Below are 20,840 nucleotides of genomic sequence, written 5' to 3'. Positions count from 1 at the left end.
GCCTAGGTCCGATCCTTGCGGTCCAGTTCCTCGTCCAGCGCCAAGGCGGCCTCGATCAGGGCGAGGTGGGTGAAGGCCTGCGGGAAGTTGCCGAGTTGCTCGCCCGTCGGGCCGATCTCCTCGGCGAAGAGGCCGACGTGGTTGGCGTAGGTGAGCATCTTCGCGAAGGCGTAGCGGGCCTCGTCGACGCGGCCCGCGCGGGCCAGGGCGCTGACGTAGAGGAAGCTGCAGAGCGAGAAGGTGCCCTCGCTGCCGCGCAGGCCGTCGGGGGAGGCCTCCGGGTTGTAGCGGTAGACGAGGCTGTCGGAGACCAGCTCCTCGCCCATCGCGTCGAGCGTGGCCAGCCAGCGCCGGTCGCGCGGGCTGATGAAGCCGGTCAGGGGCATCCACAGCAGGGAGGCGTCCAGGACGTCGCTGTCGTAGGACTGGACGAAGGCCTGCCGCTTCTCGTTCCAGCCCTTCTCCATCACCTGCCGCAGGATGTCGTCGCGGACGCCCGTCCACCGCGCCAGGTCGGCGGGGCGGGCCAGGCGTTGTGCGGCGCGGATGCCGCGGTCGAAGGCGACCCAGCACATCAGGCGGCTGTAGGTGAAGTCGCGGCGGCCGCCGCGGGTCTCCCAGATGCCCTCGTCGGGGCGGTCCCAGTGGTCGCAGAGCCAGTCCAGCAGCCCGGCGACGCGCAGCCAGCCGTCGTAGCCGGCGAGCTCGGAGATGTGCGCGGCGTGGGCGAGGCCGTAGACGGCCTCGCCGTAGATGTCCAGCTGGAGCTGGTCCGCGGCGCCGTTGCCGATGCGGACCGGGGCGGAGCCGCGGTAGCCCTCGAAATGGTCGAGGGTCTCCTCGACCAGGTGGGGGTCGCCGTCGATGCGGTACATGATCTGCAGCGGCTCGCCGGAGGCGCTCGCGCCGGCCGCCAGTCGGCCACCCAGCCAGCGGCGGAAGGCGTCGGCCTCCTCGTCGTAGCCCAGCGCGATCAACGCGCCGACCGAGAGCGAGGCGTCGCGGACCCAGGTGAAGCGGTAGTCCCAGTTGCGCTCGCCGCCGACCTGCTCGGGCAGGCCCGCCGTCGCCGCTGCCAGGAAAGCGCCACTGGGGGCGTAGCTGAGCAGCTTCAGCGTGATTGCGGAGCGGTTCACGACCTGTTGCCACCGGCCCTTGTACCGGCAGCGGCCGGTCCAGTCCTGCCAGAAGGCGATCGTGTCGGTGAACTCCCGCCGCAGCGGCGCCTCGACCAGGGCGGGTGGCGCGGGGTCGCCGGGAGCGCCGGTCGTCAGCACGACACCGGCCAGGTCGCCCTGGTGGAGGGTGAACCGGGAGACCGCGTCGCGGCTGTCGACGTCGAGGAAGACCGGACCGATCGCCTGGAGGTGGGCTGTTCCCGCCGCGGAGCGGAAGCTGACGCCGTCGGCGAGGGCGACGGTCTCGTGCTCGGCCCGGCCGTAGTCGAAGCGCGGGCGGCACTCGAGCCGGAACCGGACGGTGCCGCGCACGGCCCGGACGCCCCGGACGATGCGCCGCCGGTCGTGCGCGGTGGCGGGGTCGTGCAGGGGCATGAAGTCGATCAGCTCGCCGATACCGTCGACGGTGAGGAACCGGGTGACGACGATCGCGGTGTCGGGGAGGTAGAGCTGCCGCACCGTCACCTCCGCCGGGTCGTCGACGTCCGGGGTGATGGCGAAGTGCCCGCCCTTGTCGTGGTCGAGCAACGAGGCGAACAGGGTGGGGGAGTCGAAGCGCGGGGCGCAGAAGAAGTCGATCGAGCCCTCGGCCGAGACCAGCGCGGAGGTCTGCAGGTCGCCGATGAGTCCGTGGTCGGCGATCGGCGGGTAACGGCGCATCGCGGGGTCCTCCTGAGGTGCTCCGGCTGAGCTGCGGCCGATTGGTGGCCGATGGGCAACCCTCCGAGACATATCAGGGCATGCCGGTCCGCGCACGCGCAGGTGCTCCCTCCGGGGCGAGCGTGCCCTACCGTGTGCGCATGACGGCACCGACGCCCCCGCTGCTGCACCGGAGGTTCCCCGAGCTGGTCGGGACGCTGCCCTTCCTCCGGCTGGGTGAGGCCCCGACGCCCGTGCAGGCACTCGACGGGCTGGGCACGCGCGGCCCGCTGTGGGTCAAGGACGAGAGCGGCTACGGCGAGGGCGGCTGGGGCGGCAACAAGGTCCGCAAACTGGAGTGGCTGCTGCCGGACGCGCGGCGGCGCGGCACCCGCACCCTGCTCACCGTCGGCGGGCTCGGTACCAACTGGGGCCTCGCGGCGGCCTGCTACGCCCGCGAGCAGGGCATCGACGTGGCGCTCGGCCTGATCGACCACCCCGTCGACGACCACGTGCGCGGGCAGCTCGACCGGCTGCGCGCCTCCGGCGCGACGCTGCACTTCCTGCACTCCAAGACCCGGCTGATCCTGGCCGCGCCCTGGCTCTTCGCCCGCCACACCCGCGGCCTGCGCCCGCCCGCCTACCTGCCGGCGGGCGGCTCCTCGCCGCTCGGCGTGCTGGGCGCCGCCGAGATCGCGTTGGAGCTGGGCGAGCAGGTCGCGGCGGGGGAGCTGCCGGAGCCCGCCTGGGTGGTCACCGCCGTCGGCTCCGGCGGCACCACGGCCGGACTCGCGCTGGGCCTGCGTCTGGCGGGGCTGCGCACGCGGGTCCTCGGCGTCGTCGTCAACGACACGCTCCCGCTGGACACCCGGACACTGCTGGGCCTGGCCCGCAGGAGCGCGGACCTGCTGCGCTCCCGTGGCGCCGACCTCACGGGCGTGGCCCTTCCGCTCCCGGCGGAGACGATCCGCACCGAGACGGCCTGGCTGGGCGACGGCTACGCGCACCCGACCGCCCGCGCGGACGCCGCCCTGGCCCGGGCGGCGTCCGACGCGGGGCTGACCCTGGAGCGCACCTACACCGCCAAGGCGCTGGCCGCGCTCCAGGATCTCGATGCCGCCGGATCGCTGGGCGACGGCCCGATCGTCTTCCTGCAGACCCACGGGCCCCGGGAGTGGTGAACCCCCGTCTCGGGCCTCAGGGTTGGACGGTGAGCGCGAAGACGTGGATCGCCGGGGCGTTCGGCAGGGTCACCGTGGCGACGGTCTTGCCGGGTGTCAGCGGCACGGTGTTGGTGAACACCCCGTAGCTGATGCCGAAGTTGGCCGGACCGGTCGGGGTGTTCCGGTGGTCCGTGGTGAACGCGGTCTTCGCGCCGTAGGCGTCGGTCGGCGCGCAGCACCAGTTGGGGAAGCCGAGTTGGCCGGTGCTGGTGGTGCCGTCGGTGTAGGTGACGGTGACCGTGCCGGAGACGAACCCGGCCTCCGCGCCGAGGAAGCCCAGGGCGCTGCCCTTGCCGCCGAGGGTGATCGCCTGGCCGGAGGCGGAGACGTTGTCCGGCGTGCCGGGCGCCGCCGAGGGCCAGCTGAAGGTCAGGCCGTTGGCGCTGATCGTGGCGCCGGGCGTGGCCCCGGCCTTGGCGAGCGCCTGGGTGGAGTAGCTGTCGCCGCCGCCGTCGAAGTTGCCGGGCGTGGTGTCGCTCTCCGAGGTGGCGCCGACGTTGTCGAACGCGGCGGCCAGCGAGGGGAAGGGGACGACCTCGACGATCGTCTGCTCGCCGGCGACCGTGTCGACCCTGGCCGAGCCGGCCCGGTAGCTCGCGGTCGCGTGGATCGCGGTGACCGTCGTGCCGGGGGCCGCCTGGGGGCCGTGGACATGCACTGTGGCCGAGGCCGCGCCGCCTGCCGGTATCCGCGGCAGCGTGATCGTGGTGGGGCTGACCGTCCAGCCGTGGGGCGCGGTGAGGTGCAGCTGCGGGGCGCTGAGCGCGGTGGCGCCGTGGTCCGCCAGGGTGACGCGGTACGTGCCCGGGCTCTTGGCCGTGCTGACGTCGTGCCAGGTGAGTGCGGTGGACGGAGCCAGGCCGCGGCCGGCGCCCGGGTGGACGCGCAGCAGCACCGTCGCGTGCGGCGGCACGTCCGCGGCGATCACGCCGGTGGTCTCGGTGACCTGCTTGCTCACCAGGTCCTCGAGCCGGTATCCGGCGGCGGCGTGCAGGCCCGCCCGGGTGGCGGTGGTGGTCACGGTCTGCGCGCGGTCGGAGGAGTTGAACAGCGCGACCGCGCGGTCGCCGCCCGCCAACGGCTTGCTCAGCACGTCGTAGCCGGCGCCGTGTTGGACGATCCGGCCCTGGACGCCGAGGCGGTCCTGGTCGACGGCGATGACGTCGCGGTTGCCGAGCACGGCCAGCGCGGCCGGGGAGAGGTGGGTGAGGTCGGTGCTGGAGATCAGCGGCGCCGCCATCATCGACCAGAGCGAGACCTGGCTCTGGATCTCGTCGCGGGTCAGCCCGGAGTCCCCGGCGAGCAGGAAGTCGGGGTCGTTCCAGCGGCCCGGCCGCTGGAGTCCGGCGAGCCCCACGTTGTAGCCGTAGTTGTAGTCGATCGACGCCCACTTGTCGGCGCCGGTGTCCTGGCCGAGTGCGATGTCGGCGCCCTCGCGCCACAGGTTGCCGAGTTGCGAGGACCAGCGGATCACCGAGTCCCAGTTCGACTCGCCCTGGAAGTAGGCGGGGGCGGAGATCGAGTAGACGATCCGGCGGTGGGTGTTGCGCAGCGCCTGGCTCATCGCGGTGTACGTGTCGCGGTAGCTCTGCTCGTCGCTCTCCCCGGCCTTGCTGGGGACGTTGCAGCCGTCGAGCTTGACGTAGTCCACGCCCCAGGAGGCGAAGAGGTCCGCGTCCTGCTGCCAGTGGCCGAGCGAACCCGGGTAGCCGCCGCAGGTGCTGGTGCCGGCGTCCTCGTAGATGCCGAACTTCAGCCCGAGCTTGTGCAGTTGCTGCCCGACATAGCCCATGCCGTCCGGGAAGAGCTTGGGGTTGGCCACCAACCGGCCACTGGCGTCGCGCTGCTGGGCCATCCAGCAGTCGTCGATGGTGACCGTGTCGTACCCCTTCTTCGCCAATCCCGTGGTGACCAGGGCGTGTGCGTTGCCGAGGATGGTCTGCTCGTCGATCCCGCACTGGTAGTACGACCAGTCGTTCCAGCCCATGGGCGGGGTCGGGGCGTAGTTCGGATACGGCGTCGTGGCGCCGGTCGCCGCGCCGGTGGCCGCGCCGGCGGGCGGTGCGAGCAGCAGCCCGGTGGTGGTGGCGGCCAGCGCGGCCGCGCCGGCGACGGTGGCACGGAGCCAGGACGGGAGGGGAGTGGGCACGCTTCGACCTCACGGGTGTTCGGGGTCAGGGCATGGTGGCTGACGTGTGATCAGCCGACACCGTTCTAGGGGATGCTGCGCACTTCTGACAAGACTGCGGCTCAAATAAGCAGGATTGAACTAAGTCCGCACCTGCAAGGACTGATGGCCTGTCACCTTGGCAGATGCAAGGCCACGCGTGTGGTCCGGTTCGCAGGTGGGAACCACTCCCTGCGACGGCCACCCGACCGTCCGGCGAGGGGAGCGGCGATGACGGCGACGGATCAGGACCTGCGGATGCGCGACGGGATCGAGCTGGCGGGAGATCTGGAGCGTGTCGGAAGGCTGAGTGCCGAGGCGCTGCGCGGTTGGCCGCAGCACACCACCGAGGCGCTCTACACCTGCGGTCGGACGGGCCCGCACCGCCACACCTTCACCGGTCCGCTCCTGCACGACGTGCTGGCCGCCGCGCGGCCCGGCTTCGACCCGGCCAGACGGAAGGAGCGCGCCCGCTACCTGATCCGGGTGCGCGGCGCCGACGGCCATCTGGCGCTGCTCACCTGGGCCGAGATCGACCCCGAGTTCGCCGCCGCCCCCGTGCTGCTGGCCGTGGCCCTCGACGGCGCGCCGCTGGGCGGCGAGGGGCCACAGCTCGTCGTTCCGCAGGACCGCTGCGGCACCCGCTACATCCGCCGGGTCGTCTCCGTCCGCGTCTGCGACGCCCGCGCCGACGGCGACCTCCGGCCCGACGGCGACCTCCGGCCTGACGGCGACGGGCGGGCCGACGCGTCGGGGGCAGCGGGCTGACCGCCACGAAGCGCGGGCGCTGGCGGCGCGCGGTCCTCAGGCGTCCAGGACGACGTCGCTCGCCGGGACCGACTGGCAGGTCAGCGTCTCGCCGTCCGGCAACTCCTCCGACAGGGTCACCAGTGGCGTGACCTCCCCCTCCATCAGCGCGCACGCGCAGCTCTCGCACTGCCCGACCCGGCACCCGCTGCGCAGCGGCACGCCCGCCCGCTCGCCGAGCTCGAGCAGCGTGCCGTCCGCGGGCGTCCAGACGCGTTCGACGCCCGAGCGGGCGAACCGCACGGTGAAGCGCGCGTCGTCGGGGATGGTGACGTGGCGTCGCGCGGGGCTGAACCGCTCGCTGAAGATCTCGAAGCGCGGCACGCCGCGCGCCACCAGGCCGTCCGTCAGGTCGCCGATCATCGCCTCCGGGCCGCACAGGTAGAAGCGGGCACGGCGGGCGATCAGCTCGGGGTCGATGTCGTCGGCGGTGATCCGGCCGTTCACGTCGAAGTCGCGTCCGGGCCGGTCACCCGGTCGGGGCGCGGAGAAGTGCCTGACGACGCGCAGCCGCGGCAGGCGCCGCTGGAGCTCGCGCAGCCGCTCGCGCAGCCGCTCGCGGAAGAGATGGTCGCCGGAGTCGGCGACGCCCAGGTGCAGCAGGACCTCCGGTGCGTCGTCCGGCTCCGAGGCAAGCGTGTTCAGCAGACCCAGGAACGGCGTGATGCCGATGCCGCCGGCCAGCAGCACGACCGGGTGGTCGATACCCGTCGGCAGGCAGAACGTGCCCGTCGGACAGGTCAGTTGGAGCGTGTCGCCGACCCGCGCCGTCTCGTGCAGCCAGGACGAGAAGACGCCGTCCGGCAGATGACGCACCGCCAGTTCGTATCCCCTTCTGCCTGGTTCATGCGCCGCGCCGGTGAGCGAGTAGCTGCGCGCCTCGGCGGGGTCCGCGTCCGGCGTGGTGCGGACGGTGACGTGCTGGCCGGGGCGGTGGTCCGGCAGCGGGCCGCCGTCGGCCGGCTCCAGGCGGACCGTCCGCACACCGCGCCCCTCCGAGCCAAGCGCGGTGATCGTGAACGGGCGGGTGCCGCTCCAGGAGGCGTCGTCCGCGGCCGGCCGGACCTCGCAGGCCGCCGAGCGCAGCGGCACCGACCCGCTGAGCGGGTCGCTCACGCTGTGGTCGACGAGCCGGTTCATGTTGCCGCCGCGCGGACCGAGCGGGTCGCCGCCGGGCAGGCCGAGGTCCGGCGCCGCCTCCCACCAGCCGTACTCGGCGACGACGACGCCCGGATGCAGGTCGGCGTCGAAGCGCGCCCGCTGCCGGATGCTGCCCAGGCGGGTGCTGAGCTCCACCCACTGGCCCTCGCGGATGCCGCGTGCGGCGGCCGTGTCCGGGTGCAGGTCGAGCTGGGGATCGGCGGACCGGCGGCGCAGGCCGGCGACGCCCCGGTGCTGGCTGTGCATGTAGGTGCCGTGCTTGGCGCAGGTGAGTACGAGCGGGAACGCCGGGTCGTCACCCCCGGGCGTGGACCGGTGCTCCGGCACGGCCGGGTAGCCGTGCTCCAACAGTCGCTCGCTGTAGAGCTCGACGCGACGCGTCGGGGTGGCGAAGCCGGTGACCGTGCCGTCCTGCACGGCCGCGTAGCGGTGTTCGCCCTCCGCGCGCGGGATCCGGACACCGCCGGGGTGCCCGCGCAGCTCGGCCGCGGTCAGCCCGAGCGGGGCCAACTGCCAGTCCCAGGCGGCCTCGATGTCGCCGTCGAAGAACTCCCCACCGAGGCCCAGCCGGCAGGCGAGGTCGAAGACGAACTCCGTGTCCGAGCGCGTCCCCGCCAGCGGTTCGACGATCCGGGGCCGCAACTGCACCTGCTCCTGGGCCCGGTGGCTGATCTCGAAGCCGAAGCGCAGCGCCTCGTGCTCGTAGGCGCTGTTGACCGGCAGCACGATGTCGGCGCTCGCGCTGGTGGGGTTCGGGAACAGGTCCAGGTGCACCTGGAAGTCCAGCGAGCGCAGTGCCGCCGCGACCCGGTCCGAGTCGGGCTGGGCGACCACCAGGTTGGCGCCGAACCCGACCAACGCACGGACCCGGTAGGGCTGGTGCTCCGTGATCGCCCGGCACAGGTCCCCGGCGTTGACGTAGCCGAACGAGGGCGGCCCGAGCGGGTGCTTGCCCAGTCCCAGGGCCTTGGCGCGCTGCTCGGGCGCGAAGTCCGAGAAGGACGTGGCCGGGCGGTAGGGCGGCGGGGGAGCGAGCCGGTTGCCGCCGACGGCGTCGAACGAGCCGGTCAGGGCGTAGAGGGTGGCGAGGGCACGCTCGGTCTGACTGGCGTTGGCGCTCTGGCCCACGCCGGTCCAGCCGTAGTACGTCACCCGCCGGGCCCGGGCCAGTTCCTCCGCCAGCGCCCGGATCTCCGCCTCCGGGATCCACGTCGTCGCGGCGACCCGGTCGAGCGGCCAGCGGGCGCAGGCCTGGGCGTACCGCTCGAAGGCCGGCACACAGGGGACGGTGTGCCCGTCGCGGGTGCGCACCTGTCGCACCCCGCGCAGCGCGAAGTGCTCGGGCGCGACGGCCGCCGCGCGGGTGTCGTACACCTCCGGGCGGCCGGTGGTCTCGTCCCACACGACGAAGCGCGTCGCGTCGTCACCGTCGCCAGGCTCCGCTTCGGACAGGTCCGTTTCGGGCAGGCCCGTCGCGCCCGGATCCGTGGCGCCGACGTCAGCCGCGCCCGGGACCGCTGCGCCCGGGTCCGCTGCGCCCGGGTCCGCTCTGCCCGGGTCTGCTGCGCCCCGGTCCGTCGGGTCCAGGTCCGTCGCGCGCAGGAAGCGCCCGTCGTCCGAACGGACGAGCAGCGGGCCGTTGGTCCAGGCGCGGACGAAGGCCTCGTCGTAGCCGCCGCTCTCGATCAGCAGGTGGGCCAGGCCCAGTGCCAGCGCGGCGTCGGTGCCGGGGCGGACCCGCAGCCAGTGGTCGGCGTGCAGCGCGCTGGTCGAGCGGCGCGGGTCGACCACCGCCAGCCGGGTGCCGTGCGCCTGCGCGGCGGAGAGCGCGGCCGACTGGGCCAGCCAGGTCTTGGCGGGGTTGAAGCCCCAGAGCAGGGCGAGGTCGGCACCCTCGTAGTCGGGCGGCGGCAGCGCGCAGCCGAAGGTGAAGGCGTGGGCGAAGTCCTTGTGCCAGTTGCACAGCTCGGCGCTGTAGACGGTGTTCGGGCTGCCGAACCGGCGGACGAACCGCTCGATCCACTCGGTCGCGTCGCTGACCATGGTGCCGCTCGGGGTGGCGACCGCGAAGGCGACCGCCTCCGGCCCGTCCTGCGCCGCGACGGCGGCGAGCCGGGCGGAGATCTCCGTCATCGCCTCGTCCCACGAGATCGGCTCCCAGCCCGGATCCGGGTCCGTCTTGGGCCGGGTGCGGCGCAGCGGCGTGGTGAGGCGGCGGCTGCTGTGCGCGATCTCCGCCGCGGCGCGGCCCTTCGGACACATCGCGGCGCCCGTGGGGTGGTCCGGGTCGGGGCGGACGCCGGAGATCCGGCCGTCCTCGACGGTGAAGACCGCGCCGCACCGCGACTTGCACAGCGTGCAGAACCCGTGCTTCTCCTCGACCATCACATCCTCCTCGCGGCGCCTGCCTCCATTCCACGACGCTTCCGGCCGACCGACGACCCGGCCTCGGTCACCGCGCCGTGGGACTTTGGCCCCGGTCAGTCCGCGCGGCGGCGTCCCAGCAGGTGGAAGGCGCGGCTGAGCTGCCGGTAGGGATCGCGGCGGGCCGCCTCCAGCTCCACCCGGGCCATCGCCTCCACCTGCGCGGCGTCGGTCGGGTCCAGAGCCGTCCCGCCGAACTCCAACCAGTCGGCGAACAGCCACACCCCGTACCACCGGACCGGCTCCACGCCGCCCGCCCGCAGCAGCGCGCCCAGCTCCTCCACGGTGTCGCCGCGCGTCGGCACGCCCAGCACACCGATCTCGTGGCGCGCGTCGAACGAGGCCAGCGCGTCCTCCCAACGCCGCTCGAGCGCGGGGCGGACGGCCGAGGCGTGCGCGTTGCCGGACATGACCGAGACGAGTCCACCGGGCGCGGCGCAGCGGCACAGCTGCTCGACCAGCGGCGCCGGATCCGCCAGGTAACCCAGCACGCCGTGACAGAGCACGGCGTCGTAGCGGCGCCCCGCCACCGCCTCGGCGGCGTGCTCGCCGTCGGCCTCCAGCAGGGTGACCCGCTGCCGTGCCTCCTCGGGGAGCCGGCCGAGGCGGAGGCGCGCCTTGTCGAGCATCGCGGCGGAGGAGTCGAGCAGCGTCACCCGGTAGCCCGCCAGAGCGAGCGGGAACGACTGGTGGCCGGCCCCGCCGCCCACGTCGAGGAGGGCCGCCGGCGGCGGCGGGAGGTGCTCCAGCAGTTGCTGGTGCATGACGTAGGTGCGGATCTGCCCCTTGACCGAGGCGTAGGCCTCGTCGGCGAACAGGTCGGCCAGGCTTGCCCAGGTGTCGTCGCCCACTCGGTCGAGAGTAGTGCCCCACATGGAGGAGCACCTGTCGCAGCCGCCCGCCCGGCGGGCTTTGCTGAGATCCACAAGGCTGGGAACCACCAGCGAAGGGCAGGTCATGAGCGGTCGCCCCAACATCCTCCTGATCGTCACCGACGAGGAGCGCGTCTCGCTCCCCCGACCGGAGGGCTACTCCCTGCCCGCGCGGGAACGGATCGCCACCCGAGGCACCACCTTCGAGCGCTACTACGCCGCGTCGGCGATGTGCAGCTCCGCCCGTTCGGTGATCTACACCGGGCAGCACCTGCCGCTCACCGAGATCTACGACAACGACAACATGCCGTACATCCGCCCGCTCGACCCGCAGTTGGGCACCCTCGGGACGATGCTGCGCTCGGCCGGCTACTACACCACGTACCAGGGCAAGTGGCACCTCTCGAACGCGTACATCACGCCGGAGCACCCCGGCCCGACGACGGACGCCCTGGAGCCCTACGGGTTCAGCGAGTTCAACGACTGGGGCGACATCGACGGCGGCGCCTGGGCCGGGCTGAAGATCGACCCGGTGATCGCCGGGCAGGCGGTCGGCTGGCTGCGCAACCGTGCGCCGGTCGTCTCCGAGGACCAGCCGTGGTTCATGGCTGTCAACTTCGTGAACCCGCACGACATCATGAGCTTCGACTACGGCGGCCGGTCCCAGGTGCAGCTTCCGTTCGGGCTCGCCCACGCGGTGGTGGCCCGCGCGGCGGCGAACATTCCCGTCTACCAGCGCCGCTGGGACTTCGACCTGCCGGCGAGCCTGCACGACGACCTCTCGGGCGCCGCTCCGGCCGTCACGGAGTACGCGCGGATGCTCGACACCGTGTTCGGCCCGGTCGCGGACGACCAGCACTGGTACGACGGCCTGAACTTCTACCTGAACGCGATCCGCGACGTGGACCGGAGCGTCGAGTTCGTCCTCGACGCGTTGGAGGCCTCGGGCCAGGCGGACCGCACCGTGGTCGTCCTCACCTCCGACCACGGCGAGATGGCCGGTTCCCACGGGCTGCGCCAGAAGGGCAACCTCGTCTACGACGAGAACTTCCACGTGCCGTTCGTGCTCGCCCACCCGGACCTCCGCGGCGGTGGACGCACCGGTGCGCTGGCGTCCGCGGTGGACCTCGCGCCGACGCTGCTGGAGGTCGCCGGCGTGGACGCGGCCGAGACGGCCGAGCGGCACCCCGGGCTCAAGGGCCACTCGCTGATGCCGGTGCTGCACGGCGGCTCCGTGCGCGAGGGGGTGCTGACCGCCGTGGAGTCCATCACGACCCTGGACGCCTCGTTCTGGTTCGAGTTCGCCGACCCCGAGGCGCCCGAGCGGATCGCCTCGGGCGACCTGCGACCCGACTGGGACAAGCGCGGCTTCCTGCGCGGGTACTCCGACGAGCGCTACACCTTCGGCCGCTACTTCTCCCCGCTGCGGCCCAACCGCCCGGCGAGCACCGAGGCCCTGCTCGCCGACAACGACGTCGTCCTCTACGACCGCGAGCAGGACCCGGGCGAGGTGCGGAACCTGGCCGCCGACCCCGACGCACGCGAGCTGGTCGAGCGCTACCGCGCCCGTCTGGAGAGCCTCATCGACGCCGAGATCGGCGCCGACACCCGCGCCTGGGTCACCGAACGCCCCCGCCTGCTGGGCTGGCCCACCTGGCACGGCGACACCGACCGCCCCGAGGCGCTCGCAGGCTCCGCCGACAGCGGTGGCTGAGCGACCGGCCCCGGCGGGAACGCTGCCGCCGGGGAAGAATGGGCGCCATGACGCACGACGAAGGCGAGCTGGACACCCTGGTCCGGCAGCGGATCCGGGCCCTACGGGTGGCCCGGGGCCTGTCGCTGGAGGAGCTCGCCACCCGGTCGCGGCTCAGCCAGTCCACGCTGAGCCGGATCGAGAACGGTCAGCGCCGCCTTGCCCTGGACCAACTCGTCACCCTGGCCCGCGCGCTGGACACCACGCTCGACCAACTCGTGGAGACCGCCGCGGACGACGTCGTCTCCAGTCCGGTGATCGACGCAGCCCATGAGCTGATGCGCTGGACCGTGAGGGCCGATCCGGGGCTCAGCGTGGTGCGGCAGCGGATGACCGATCCGCCGCCGGACAGCCTCGCGCGGATGCGCGCCCACCCCGGCCGCGAGTGGCTCGTCGTCCTCTCCGGCACCGCGGTCCTGCTGCTCGGCAACCGGCGTTTCCGCGTGGAGACCAACCAGGCGGCCGAGTTCCCCACCATGCTTCCGCACGCCATCGGCGCCGAGGGCGGCCCGTGCGAGATCCTCGGCATCTTCGACCGCGACGCGCGTCGCGGCCACCAGGGCGGTGAGGGCTCGGGCGCCTGATTGCGCGGAGCGCAGCGCCCTCGACCATCGTCTTGCGTTTCTGGCAAGGGATGGTGCCTCTGGCGCAAGCCCATGCCACGGTGGGCGCATGAACCACGTACACACCTCCCCCCAGGAATCCGACCACGCCGAGATCCTCGATCTGGACGCCGTGGTGCTCGCCGACCACCTCGCCTCGATCGTCTCCGAGCTGCCCGTCGCCATCGCCGGACCGCGCCGAGTGGTTGATCTCGGCTGCGGCACCGGGGCCGGCACGTTTGCTCTCCTGGACCGCTTCCCGGACGCGCGGGTGACGGCCGTCGACGCCTCCGCCGGTCACCTGCACCGGCTGCGGGAGAAGGCGCGCGAGCGCGGCGTCGCCGACCGGATCACCACCGTCGAGGCGGACCTGGACGCCGACTGGCCCGAGCTCGCCGACCCGGTGGCCGGCGGCCCCGACCTGGTCTGGGCGTCCGCCTCGCTGCACCACCTGGCCGACCCGGACCGCGCCCTGCGCCGTGTCCGCGACCTGCTCGCGCCCGGCGGCCTCTTCGCCGTCGTCGAGTTGGCGGGCTTCCCCCGCTTCCTGCCGGTCGACGCACCCGAGGAGGCACCCGGCCTGGAGGAGCGCTGCCACGCCGCCGCCGACCGTCGCCATGCCGCGCACGTCCCCCACCGCGGCGCCGACTGGGGCCCCATGCTGACGGCGGCCGGCTTCACCGTCGAGGACACGCGCACGCTCGCCGTCACGGTCGACTCCGCCCGCTCCGCCTCCATCGGGCGCTACGCCCTGGCCGGATTCCAGCGCCTACGTGGTGCCGTTGCCGACACCCTCCCGGCCGCCGACCTCGCCGCGCTCGACCGCCTCCTCGACGCCGACTCCCCTCACGCCCTGCGAGGCCGCTCCGATCTCGCTCTCCGCACCGAGCGCACCGTCTGGACCGCCCGCCGCGACATTTCGTAATCCTGCAATATTCCAAGCATTGTGAGGGCCCGTCGGCCGCGGATAGAAATAGTCCGCGATCATGACCGCACCGCGTGTGGTGGCAGCGGCATGAACGCGAGACCCGTGGGGTAGAAGTCGCGCCAGTGCATGACATGTGCACGGCCTGGTATGTCATGAGCATGCCGCTATGCCCGAATTGGCGCGGCCGACGGTCGCGCCGGACGACGGACGAAGGGAGCGGGGGACATGGGGACGCGCACACGGAGGGGCCACCGGTTCAGAGCCGCTGTGGCCGTGACCGCCCTGGCGCTCGCAGCCGCCGGCTGCTCGGGCAGCGGCGGCAGCGGGGCCATCAACAACGGCGAGAGCGCCACTGCGGCCAAGGGGCCGGTGAAGCAGGGCGGGACGGTCACCATCGCGGAGTTGGCCGCGACGCCCGACTTCGTCTTCCCGCTCCCTCCGGCGACCAACCAGAACGGCTGGAACGCCAACCTCACCCAACCGCTGTGGCCGACCCTCGTCTACGCGGGCGACGGCGGCGCATCCGTCGTCAACAAGCAGAAGAGCCTGTTCAGTTCGCTGGACTACAGCAACGGCGACAAGCGGATCACCATCACGCTGAAGAACTGGAACTGGTCCGACGGGCAGCCGGTCACCAGTCGGGACTTCACCTTCGTCTACAACCTGCTGAAGGCGAACGCGTCGAACTGGAACGCCCACCTCGTCGGGCTCTTCCCCGAGGACGTCGCGAACGTCACCACCCCGGACGCCCACACCGTGGTCCTCGACCTCACTCAGGCCTACAACCCGGACTTCTACACCGACGACGTCCTCAGCACCATTCCGCTGCTGCCCCAGCACGCCTGGGACAAGACCTCCGCGAGCGGGGCCGTCGGCGACAACGACACCACGACCGCGGGCGCCAAGGCCGTCTACGCCTACCTGCAGCAGGAGGGGGCGAAGATAGCCGAGTTCGCCACCAACCCGCTCTGGCAGGTCGTCGACGGGCCCTGGAAGCTCTCGGAGTTCCGGAGCAACGGCTACTACAGGTACATCCCGAACAAGAGCTACTCGGGCACCACCAAGCCGATGCTCGACAAGGTCGTCTTCTCGCCCTTCACCTCGGACACCCCCGAGATCAACGCGCTGCGCTCGGGCAGCTCGCTCGATGTCGCCTCGCTGCCGCAGAACGACATCAAGCAGGCCCAGGCGCTGGAGTCGAGCGGCTACTCGATCGCCAGCGTTCCCATCCCCGGCGTCGCCGAGATCCAGCCGAACCTGTACAACGCCCAGGTCGGCCCGCTGCTGCAGCAGTTGTACGTCCGGCAGGCGATGGAGTACCTGATCGACCGGAACCAGATCGTCGCCAAGGTCTACAACGGCTACGCGGACCCCGGCAACGGTCCCGTGCCGGTCAAGGCGGCCGCGGCGTGGGCCTCGCCGCTGGAGAAGTCCGGCGGCCCGTACCCGTACAACCCGGGCAAGGCCGTCGCCCTGCTCCAGGCGCACGGCTGGAAGGTCGTGCCCAACGGAGTGACGACCTGCAGCAACCCCGGCTCCGGGCCCACCCAGTGCGGCGCCGGCATCACGGCCGGCCAGGCGCTCACCTTCGAGCTGCTCTACTCGTCGGGCCGGGCCACCACGGACGTGCAGAACGCCGCCATCAAGTCCTCCGAGGCGCAGGCCGGCATCACCCTGAACCTCAAGTCGGAGCCGTTCAACACCCTGATCAGCCAGATCGGCACCTGCACGGCGGCGTCGCACCCCGCGTCCACCTGCGGCTGGCAGCTGTCGGAGTTCGGCTACCAGCCGTACTCGCTCTACCCCAACGGCACCGGCTTCTTCGACACCAACGGCGCCAACAACGCGGGTGGCTACTCCGACCCGACGATGGACCAGCTGATCAAGGCCACCGAGTACGGCTCCTCGCAGCAGGCGTTCACCCAGTACGAGGACTACGCGGCCCAGCAACTGCCGTGGCTGTGGCTCCCGTTGCGCAACGGCCTGCTGGTCTACCGGACCAAGCTGCAGGGCGTCGTCCCGCTCAACCCCTTCTCCGCCGGTCAGGACTACGAGGACTGGGCGTACACCTCGTGACGTCACCCGCGTCGGACCGCGCCCCCCTGGTGGGGGCGCGGTGACCGCGTATCTCGTCCGCCGGATCGGTCAGGCCGTCGTGGTGGTGCTCGGCGTCATGGTGCTGACCTTCTTCATGATCCACATGGTGCCGGGCAGCGCCGCCCGGGCCACCCTCGGGACCCGGGCCACCGCCGAGCGGATCGCCATGTTCAACGCCGCCTACGGCCTGGACAAGCCGCTCTCCACGCAGTTCCTGACCTTCGTGGAGCAGGCGGCCCGGGGGAACTTCGGCACCTCCTACTCCATGCAGCAGCCCGTCTCCACGCTGATCGCGCAGCGACTGCCGCGCGACGGACTGCTGCTCGGGCTCTCCACCCTGCTCGCGCTCGCGATCGCGCTGCCGATGGGGATCTACCAGGCGGTGCGCCGCGGCCGGATCGCCGACCACGTCTTCACCGTCGTCTCCTTCGTGCTGTACTCGATGCCGGACTTCTTCTTCGCGCTGGTCCTGATCGCGGTCTTCTCGGTGCAGTTCCACCTGCTGCCCTCGGAGGCCCCGCAGGCGGAGTCCGTCGGCGGCATCCTCGCCGACCCGCAGGGGCTGGTGCTGCCCGTGGTCACGCTGACCCTGGTCAGCCTGGCGGGCTTCAGCCGCTACATGCGTGCCTCCGCCCTCACCACGCTGGCCCAGGACTACGTCCAGGTCGCCCGGTCCAAGGGCCTGCCGGAGCGGCTGGTCCTGCGCCGGCACGTGCTGCGCAACTCGATGCTGCCCGTCATCACCATCCTCGGGCTGTCCGCGCCGAGCATCGTGGCCGGCGCCGTCATCGCCGAGTCCGTGTTCAACTACCCGGGCATGGGGCTGCTCTTCTACCAGGCCGCCACCAGCAAGGACTACCCGATCATGCTCGGGTCGACGCTGGTGGTCGGTGTGGCGACCGTCCTGGGCAGCCTGTTCGCCGACATCGCCTACAGCCTCCTCGACCCCCGGATCCGCTATGTCGACGCTTGATTCGCCACTCGACTCCCCGCCCGACTCGCCGTCCGACTCCCCGGCAACGCCCGCGCCCGAGCTTGCCGCCCCGGGGCGGCGTCGCTTCTCCATGCCCGCCTTCCTGCACAATCGGCGGGCCCTGGTCGGGCTGGTCCTGATCGCGGTGGTCGCCGCGTTCTGCTTCCTCGGACCACTGCTCTACCGGACCGACCAGGTCACCGTCCGACTGGACCTGGCCGACCTGCCGCCGGGCGCCGCGAATCCGCTCGGCACCGACGCCTCGGGCTACGACGTGCTCGGGCGGCTGATGACCGGTGGACGCTCCTCGCTCGAACTCGGCCTGGCCGTGGCCGTCACCACGACCGTCATCGGCACCCTCTACGGTGCCGTCGCCGGTTATCTCGGCGGCTTCGTCGACGCGTTGATGATGCGCGTCATCGACGTCTTCCTGGCCGTGCCCACCATCGTCCTGCTGCTGATGATGGTCAGCATGTTCACCCCCACGCTCTGGGGGATCATCCTGCTGCTGTCGCTGCTCTCCTGGCTCGGGGCGGCCCGCCTGGTGCGGGGCGAGGTGCTCACGCTGCGCACCCGGGAGTTCGTGCAGGCGGCGCGGATGATGGGTGGCACCGGACGGCGCATCGTGCTGCGCCACCTGGTGCCGAACGCCGCGGGCGTGGTCATCGTCAGCGGCACGTTCACCGTGGCCGACTCGATCCTCACCCTCTCCGCGTTGAGCTTCCTCGGGCTCGGCCTCCCGCCGCCGCACGCCGACTGGGGCACCATGCTCTCCGCCGGCCTCAACTCCCTCTACGACGGCTACTGGTGGCAGGTCTATCCGGCCGCGGGGCTGCTGATCGTCACCGTCGTGGCGTTCAACCTGGTCGGCGACGCCGTCCACGACGCCCTGGACGTCCGACTCGACCAACCGTGACCACCCCGTCCGCCCCGTCCGCCGCGTCTGCACCTGAGGACACCACGCATGCCACCGCTCCTTGAGGTCAGCAACCTGACCACCCACATCCGGACCCGCCGCGGGGTCGTCCGCGCCGTCGACGGTGTCTCGTTCACCCTGGAGGAGGGCGAGACCCTCGGCCTGGTCGGTGAGTCCGGCTGCGGCAAGTCCATGACCGGACTGTCCGTCATGGGACTGCTGCCGCGCGGCGGCTCGATCGTCGGCGACTCCTCGGTGCGGCTGGGCGGCCGCGAGCTGGTCGGGCTGCCCGAGAGCGATCTGCGCCGGGTGCGCGGCAACGAGATCGCCATGGTCTTCCAGGACCCGATGAGCGCTCTGGACCCCACCAAGACCATCGGTCACCAGGTCGCCGAGTCCGTACTCCTGCACCGCGGCGGCACCCGCGCCGAGGCGGCCGACCGGGCCGCGGAGGTGCTCGGGCTCGTCGGCCTGCCCCACCCGCGCGAGCGCCTGGGTGACTACCCGCACCAGCTGTCCGGCGGCCTGCGCCAGCGTGTGCTGATCGCCATGGCACTCGTCAACGAGCCCAAGGTGCTGATCGCCGACGAGCCCACCACGGCCCTCGACGTCACCATCCAGGCGCAGATCCTCGACCTCCTGGCGGACCTGCGGGCCCGGCTGCGGATGGCGATGATCCTGATCACCCACGACATGGGCGTCACCGCCGGACACACCGACCGCGTCAACGTCATGTACGCCGGCCGCATCGCCGAGAGCGCCGGGACCGGCCCGCTGTTCCGCGCGATGCGCCACCCCTACACACAGAGCCTGCTCGCCTCCGTGCCGCGGCTCGACCGGGGGCCGACGGGCCAACTCCCCACCATCCCCGGCCTGCCGCCGGACCTCACGGACCCGCCGAGCGGCTGCCGCTTCGCCGCGCGCTGCCAGTACGCCACCGACCGGTGCCGCACCGCGGAACCGGAGCTCACCGGCCCGGCCACGCACCGGTACGCCTGCTGGCACCCGACGGACGGCCCCCGCCCGGCCGAACCGGTGGACACGCCGATGGACGTGGAGGTGGTCCTCCCCGCCCAGGCCGCCGCCGTGGCCTCCGCGGCCGTCGCCGAACGCCCGGTGCTGGAAGCCCGTGACCTGGTGCGCGAGTTCCCGGTCCGCGGCAGTTGGCTGCCCGGCCGGGAGCGACGCGTCGTGCACGCCCTCTCCGGCGTCTCGCTCACCATCGGGCACGGCGAGACGCTCGGCATCGTCGGCGAGTCCGGCTGCGGCAAGACGACCCTCGGCCGCCTCCTTGTCGGCCTGGACCGGCCCGACTCCGGCACCGTCACCCTGGACGGGACCGACCTCGGCCGACTGCGCGGCCGCGAGCTGAGGCAACGCCGCCGCGACCTGCAGATGATGTTCCAGGACCCGTTCTCCTCCCTCGACCCCCGCATGCGCGTCGGCAGCATCCTGCGGGAACCGCTGCAGATCCAGGGCCTCGGGACCACGAGCGAGCAGCGCGAGCGCGTCGCCGAACTCCTCGCCGAGGTCGGCCTGCCCGCGCACGCCGCGGACCTCTACCCGCACGAGTTCTCCGGCGGCCAGCGCCAACGCGTGGGCCTCGCCCGGGCCCTGGCCCTCACCCCGAAGCTGATCGTCGCGGACGAACCGGTCTCGGCCCTGGACGTCTCCGTCCGCGCCCAGGTGCTCAACCTGATGCGGGGCCTCCAGGTCTCGCACGGTCTGTCCTACGTCGTCATCTCCCACGACCTCGCGGTGGTCCGCTACCTCGCCGACCGGATCGGCGTCATGTACCTGGGCCGCATGGTGGAGGTCGGCAGCGCCGACGACATCCACCTCCGCGCCGCCCACCCCTACACGGCCGGCCTGCTCAAGGCCGTCCCGGTCCCGGACCCGGACGTGGAGCGCGCCAAGCACGGCGCGGGCGTCAGGGGCGAGCTGCCCAGCCCGCTGGCCCCACCCTCCGGCTGCCGCTTCCGCACCCGCTGCCCCCTCGCCCAGGATCTCTGCGCCCTGGAGGAACCCACCCCTCGCCTCTTTGCCACCGGTCACACGGCCGCCTGCCACTTCCCGCTGCAGACCCCGCTCCCGGACGCCTCACCTGCCCTGACCGGCGACCCGGCCTGACGGGCCTGGCGGGCTGGACGGCCTGGACCGGCCTGGCCGGCCGGCCCGAGGCGGCCTACGCGGGACGCGGCCAGGCGGCCGGGATCCGCTCCAGCACGCCGCCGGCGAACACGTCGTAGAGCGGCAGCGACTCCAGGTGCACGTAGCCGATGTGGCAGTCGCAGACGCCCAGCGGGCACGGACGGGGACGCAGGGCGGCGCGGAACGAGTCGTCGTAGAGGTTGCCGAGGGGCTGCTTCACGAAATGGCAGCGCCGTACCGTGCCCTCGCCGTCGACGGAGACGACCGACTCGCCCGTGCGGCAGGACCGCCCGGCGCTCGGGTGCGGATCGCGGCTGAACGGGAAGAGCGGGTCGAGCTCCGCCCACGGCGCGGCCTCGGCCTCGCTGTACCGGCGGCCCTCCTGGGCGTTGACCCAGAGGTAGACGTGGGCGGGCAGCGCGGCGCGCATCCGCCGAGCCGCGTCGAGGTGGGCCGGATCGCCGACCACGCCGACGCTGTAGCGGATGCCCCGGCCGTCCAGCTCACGGCACTTGGCCAGGAACCGGTCGTGGCTCACCTGGCCGGGGTGGTAGGTGGTCCAGAGGGCCAACGTCCGCGGGCACGCCTGGTCGACCCAGTCGGTGCGTGCGCTCAGGTTCGTCTGGATCGCCACGCGGTGCACGTGCGGGAGCCGACTCAGCTCGGCCAGGGTGCGCCGGTACCAGGATCGGACCAGTCCTTCGCCCCAGGGCGTGAAGAGCAGCGAGAGCCGGGTGCGGCCGCTCTCCTCGCGTACCCAGCCCGCGAAGCGTGCCAGGGCTTCGCGGTCCGCGGTCAGCTCGGCCCGGCTGTCGCGATGCTTGGCGAACGGGCAGTAGGGGCAGTCGTAGTCGCAGGAGGCGAGCGGGCCCCGGTACAGGATCGTCAGCGACTCCGGCGTACCCGGGGGCCCCTGGTGCGCGGGCGGCAGGAGCGGGGCGGTCACCAC

At 72.6% G+C, this 20,840-nt stretch carries 14 protein-coding genes; 9 read left to right on the top strand and 5 right to left on the bottom strand.

The window, feature by feature from the left end; translation table 11 throughout:
- Window positions 1-2 precede the first annotated feature (2 nt).
- Window positions 3-1,838 carry a glycoside hydrolase family 15 protein gene (locus BMY61_RS05870; protein WP_042443843.1) on the bottom strand — a complete coding sequence of 612 codons (1,836 nt, stop codon included), beginning with the start codon at window positions 1,836-1,838 and terminating at the stop codon, window positions 3-5.
- A 140-nt stretch (window positions 1,839-1,978) separates the two neighbouring features.
- On the opposite strand from BMY61_RS05870, the gene BMY61_RS05865 reads away from it, so the two are divergent.
- Window positions 1,979-2,998: a 1-aminocyclopropane-1-carboxylate deaminase/D-cysteine desulfhydrase gene (locus BMY61_RS05865; RefSeq protein WP_042443840.1), complete on the top strand. Its 1,020-nt coding sequence runs from the start codon at window positions 1,979-1,981 to the stop codon at window positions 2,996-2,998.
- Window positions 2,999-3,014: 16 nt separating this feature from the next.
- Here the strand turns inward: BMY61_RS05865 and BMY61_RS45965 are convergent, their stop codons facing one another.
- Entirely contained in the window at window positions 3,015-5,189 is a 2,175-nt protein-coding gene (locus BMY61_RS45965; RefSeq protein ID WP_063773196.1) for an NEW3 domain-containing protein, read from the bottom strand.
- Window positions 5,190-5,438: 249 nt separating this feature from the next.
- Here BMY61_RS45965 and BMY61_RS05855 point away from each other — a divergent pair, with 249 nt between their 5' ends.
- Complete coding sequence (locus tag BMY61_RS05855; RefSeq protein ID WP_063773195.1) at window positions 5,439-5,975, top strand: hypothetical protein; 537 nt, start codon at window positions 5,439-5,441, stop codon at window positions 5,973-5,975.
- Window positions 5,976-6,011: 36 nt separating this feature from the next.
- Here BMY61_RS05855 and BMY61_RS05850 read toward each other — a convergent pair whose 3' ends face one another.
- Window positions 6,012-9,560: a molybdopterin-dependent oxidoreductase gene (locus BMY61_RS05850; RefSeq protein WP_042443839.1), complete on the bottom strand. Its 3,549-nt coding sequence runs from the start codon at window positions 9,558-9,560 to the stop codon at window positions 6,012-6,014.
- Window positions 9,561-9,655: 95 nt separating this feature from the next.
- Window positions 9,656-10,450 carry a methyltransferase gene (locus BMY61_RS05845; protein WP_042443838.1) on the bottom strand — a complete coding sequence of 265 codons (795 nt, stop codon included), beginning with the start codon at window positions 10,448-10,450 and terminating at the stop codon, window positions 9,656-9,658.
- A gap of 106 nt (window positions 10,451-10,556) precedes the next feature.
- Between BMY61_RS05845 and BMY61_RS05840 the strand changes: the two genes are divergently transcribed.
- From BMY61_RS05840 to BMY61_RS05810, 7 genes are all read left to right on the top strand, one after another.
- Window positions 10,557-12,185 carry a sulfatase family protein gene (locus tag BMY61_RS05840; RefSeq protein WP_052438415.1) on the top strand — a complete coding sequence of 543 codons (1,629 nt, stop codon included), beginning with the start codon at window positions 10,557-10,559 and terminating at the stop codon, window positions 12,183-12,185.
- Between the two features lie 47 nt (window positions 12,186-12,232).
- A complete protein-coding gene (locus BMY61_RS05835) occupies window positions 12,233-12,808 on the top strand; it encodes a helix-turn-helix domain-containing protein (RefSeq protein WP_052438438.1) in 576 nt (191 codons plus the stop codon).
- A gap of 88 nt (window positions 12,809-12,896) precedes the next feature.
- A complete protein-coding gene (locus BMY61_RS05830; protein ID WP_042443834.1) occupies window positions 12,897-13,751 on the top strand; it encodes a class I SAM-dependent methyltransferase in 855 nt (284 codons plus the stop codon).
- Window positions 13,752-14,021: 270 nt separating this feature from the next.
- On the top strand, window positions 14,022-15,830 hold the full coding sequence (locus BMY61_RS05825) for a peptide ABC transporter substrate-binding protein (RefSeq protein ID WP_042443833.1): 1,809 nt from the start codon (window positions 14,022-14,024) through the stop codon (window positions 15,828-15,830).
- 40 nt (window positions 15,831-15,870) lie between these two features.
- Window positions 15,871-16,824, top strand: coding sequence for an ABC transporter permease (locus tag BMY61_RS05820; protein ID WP_042443830.1), 954 nt, complete (start codon window positions 15,871-15,873; stop codon window positions 16,822-16,824).
- Window positions 16,811-17,740: an ABC transporter permease gene (locus BMY61_RS05815; protein ID WP_042443827.1), complete on the top strand. Its 930-nt coding sequence runs from the start codon at window positions 16,811-16,813 to the stop codon at window positions 17,738-17,740. Before BMY61_RS05820 ends, BMY61_RS05815 begins: the two co-directional genes overlap by 14 nt.
- 48 nt (window positions 17,741-17,788) lie before the next feature.
- Window positions 17,789-19,870 (top strand): dipeptide ABC transporter ATP-binding protein, encoded by a 2,082-nt coding sequence (locus tag BMY61_RS05810; RefSeq protein WP_042443824.1) that lies wholly within the window; start codon window positions 17,789-17,791, stop codon window positions 19,868-19,870.
- Between the two features lie 55 nt (window positions 19,871-19,925).
- On the opposite strand, the gene BMY61_RS05805 is transcribed toward BMY61_RS05810, so the two are convergent.
- Complete coding sequence (locus BMY61_RS05805) at window positions 19,926-20,837, bottom strand: STM4011 family radical SAM protein (protein ID WP_236655893.1); 912 nt, start codon at window positions 20,835-20,837, stop codon at window positions 19,926-19,928.
- Window positions 20,838-20,840 lie beyond the last annotated feature (3 nt).

This window comes from Streptacidiphilus jiangxiensis (assembly GCF_900109465.1).
Taxonomy (GTDB): Bacteria; Actinomycetota; Actinomycetes; order Streptomycetales; family Streptomycetaceae; genus Streptacidiphilus; species Streptacidiphilus jiangxiensis.
This window is presented reverse-complemented; position numbering and strand designations above follow the sequence as displayed.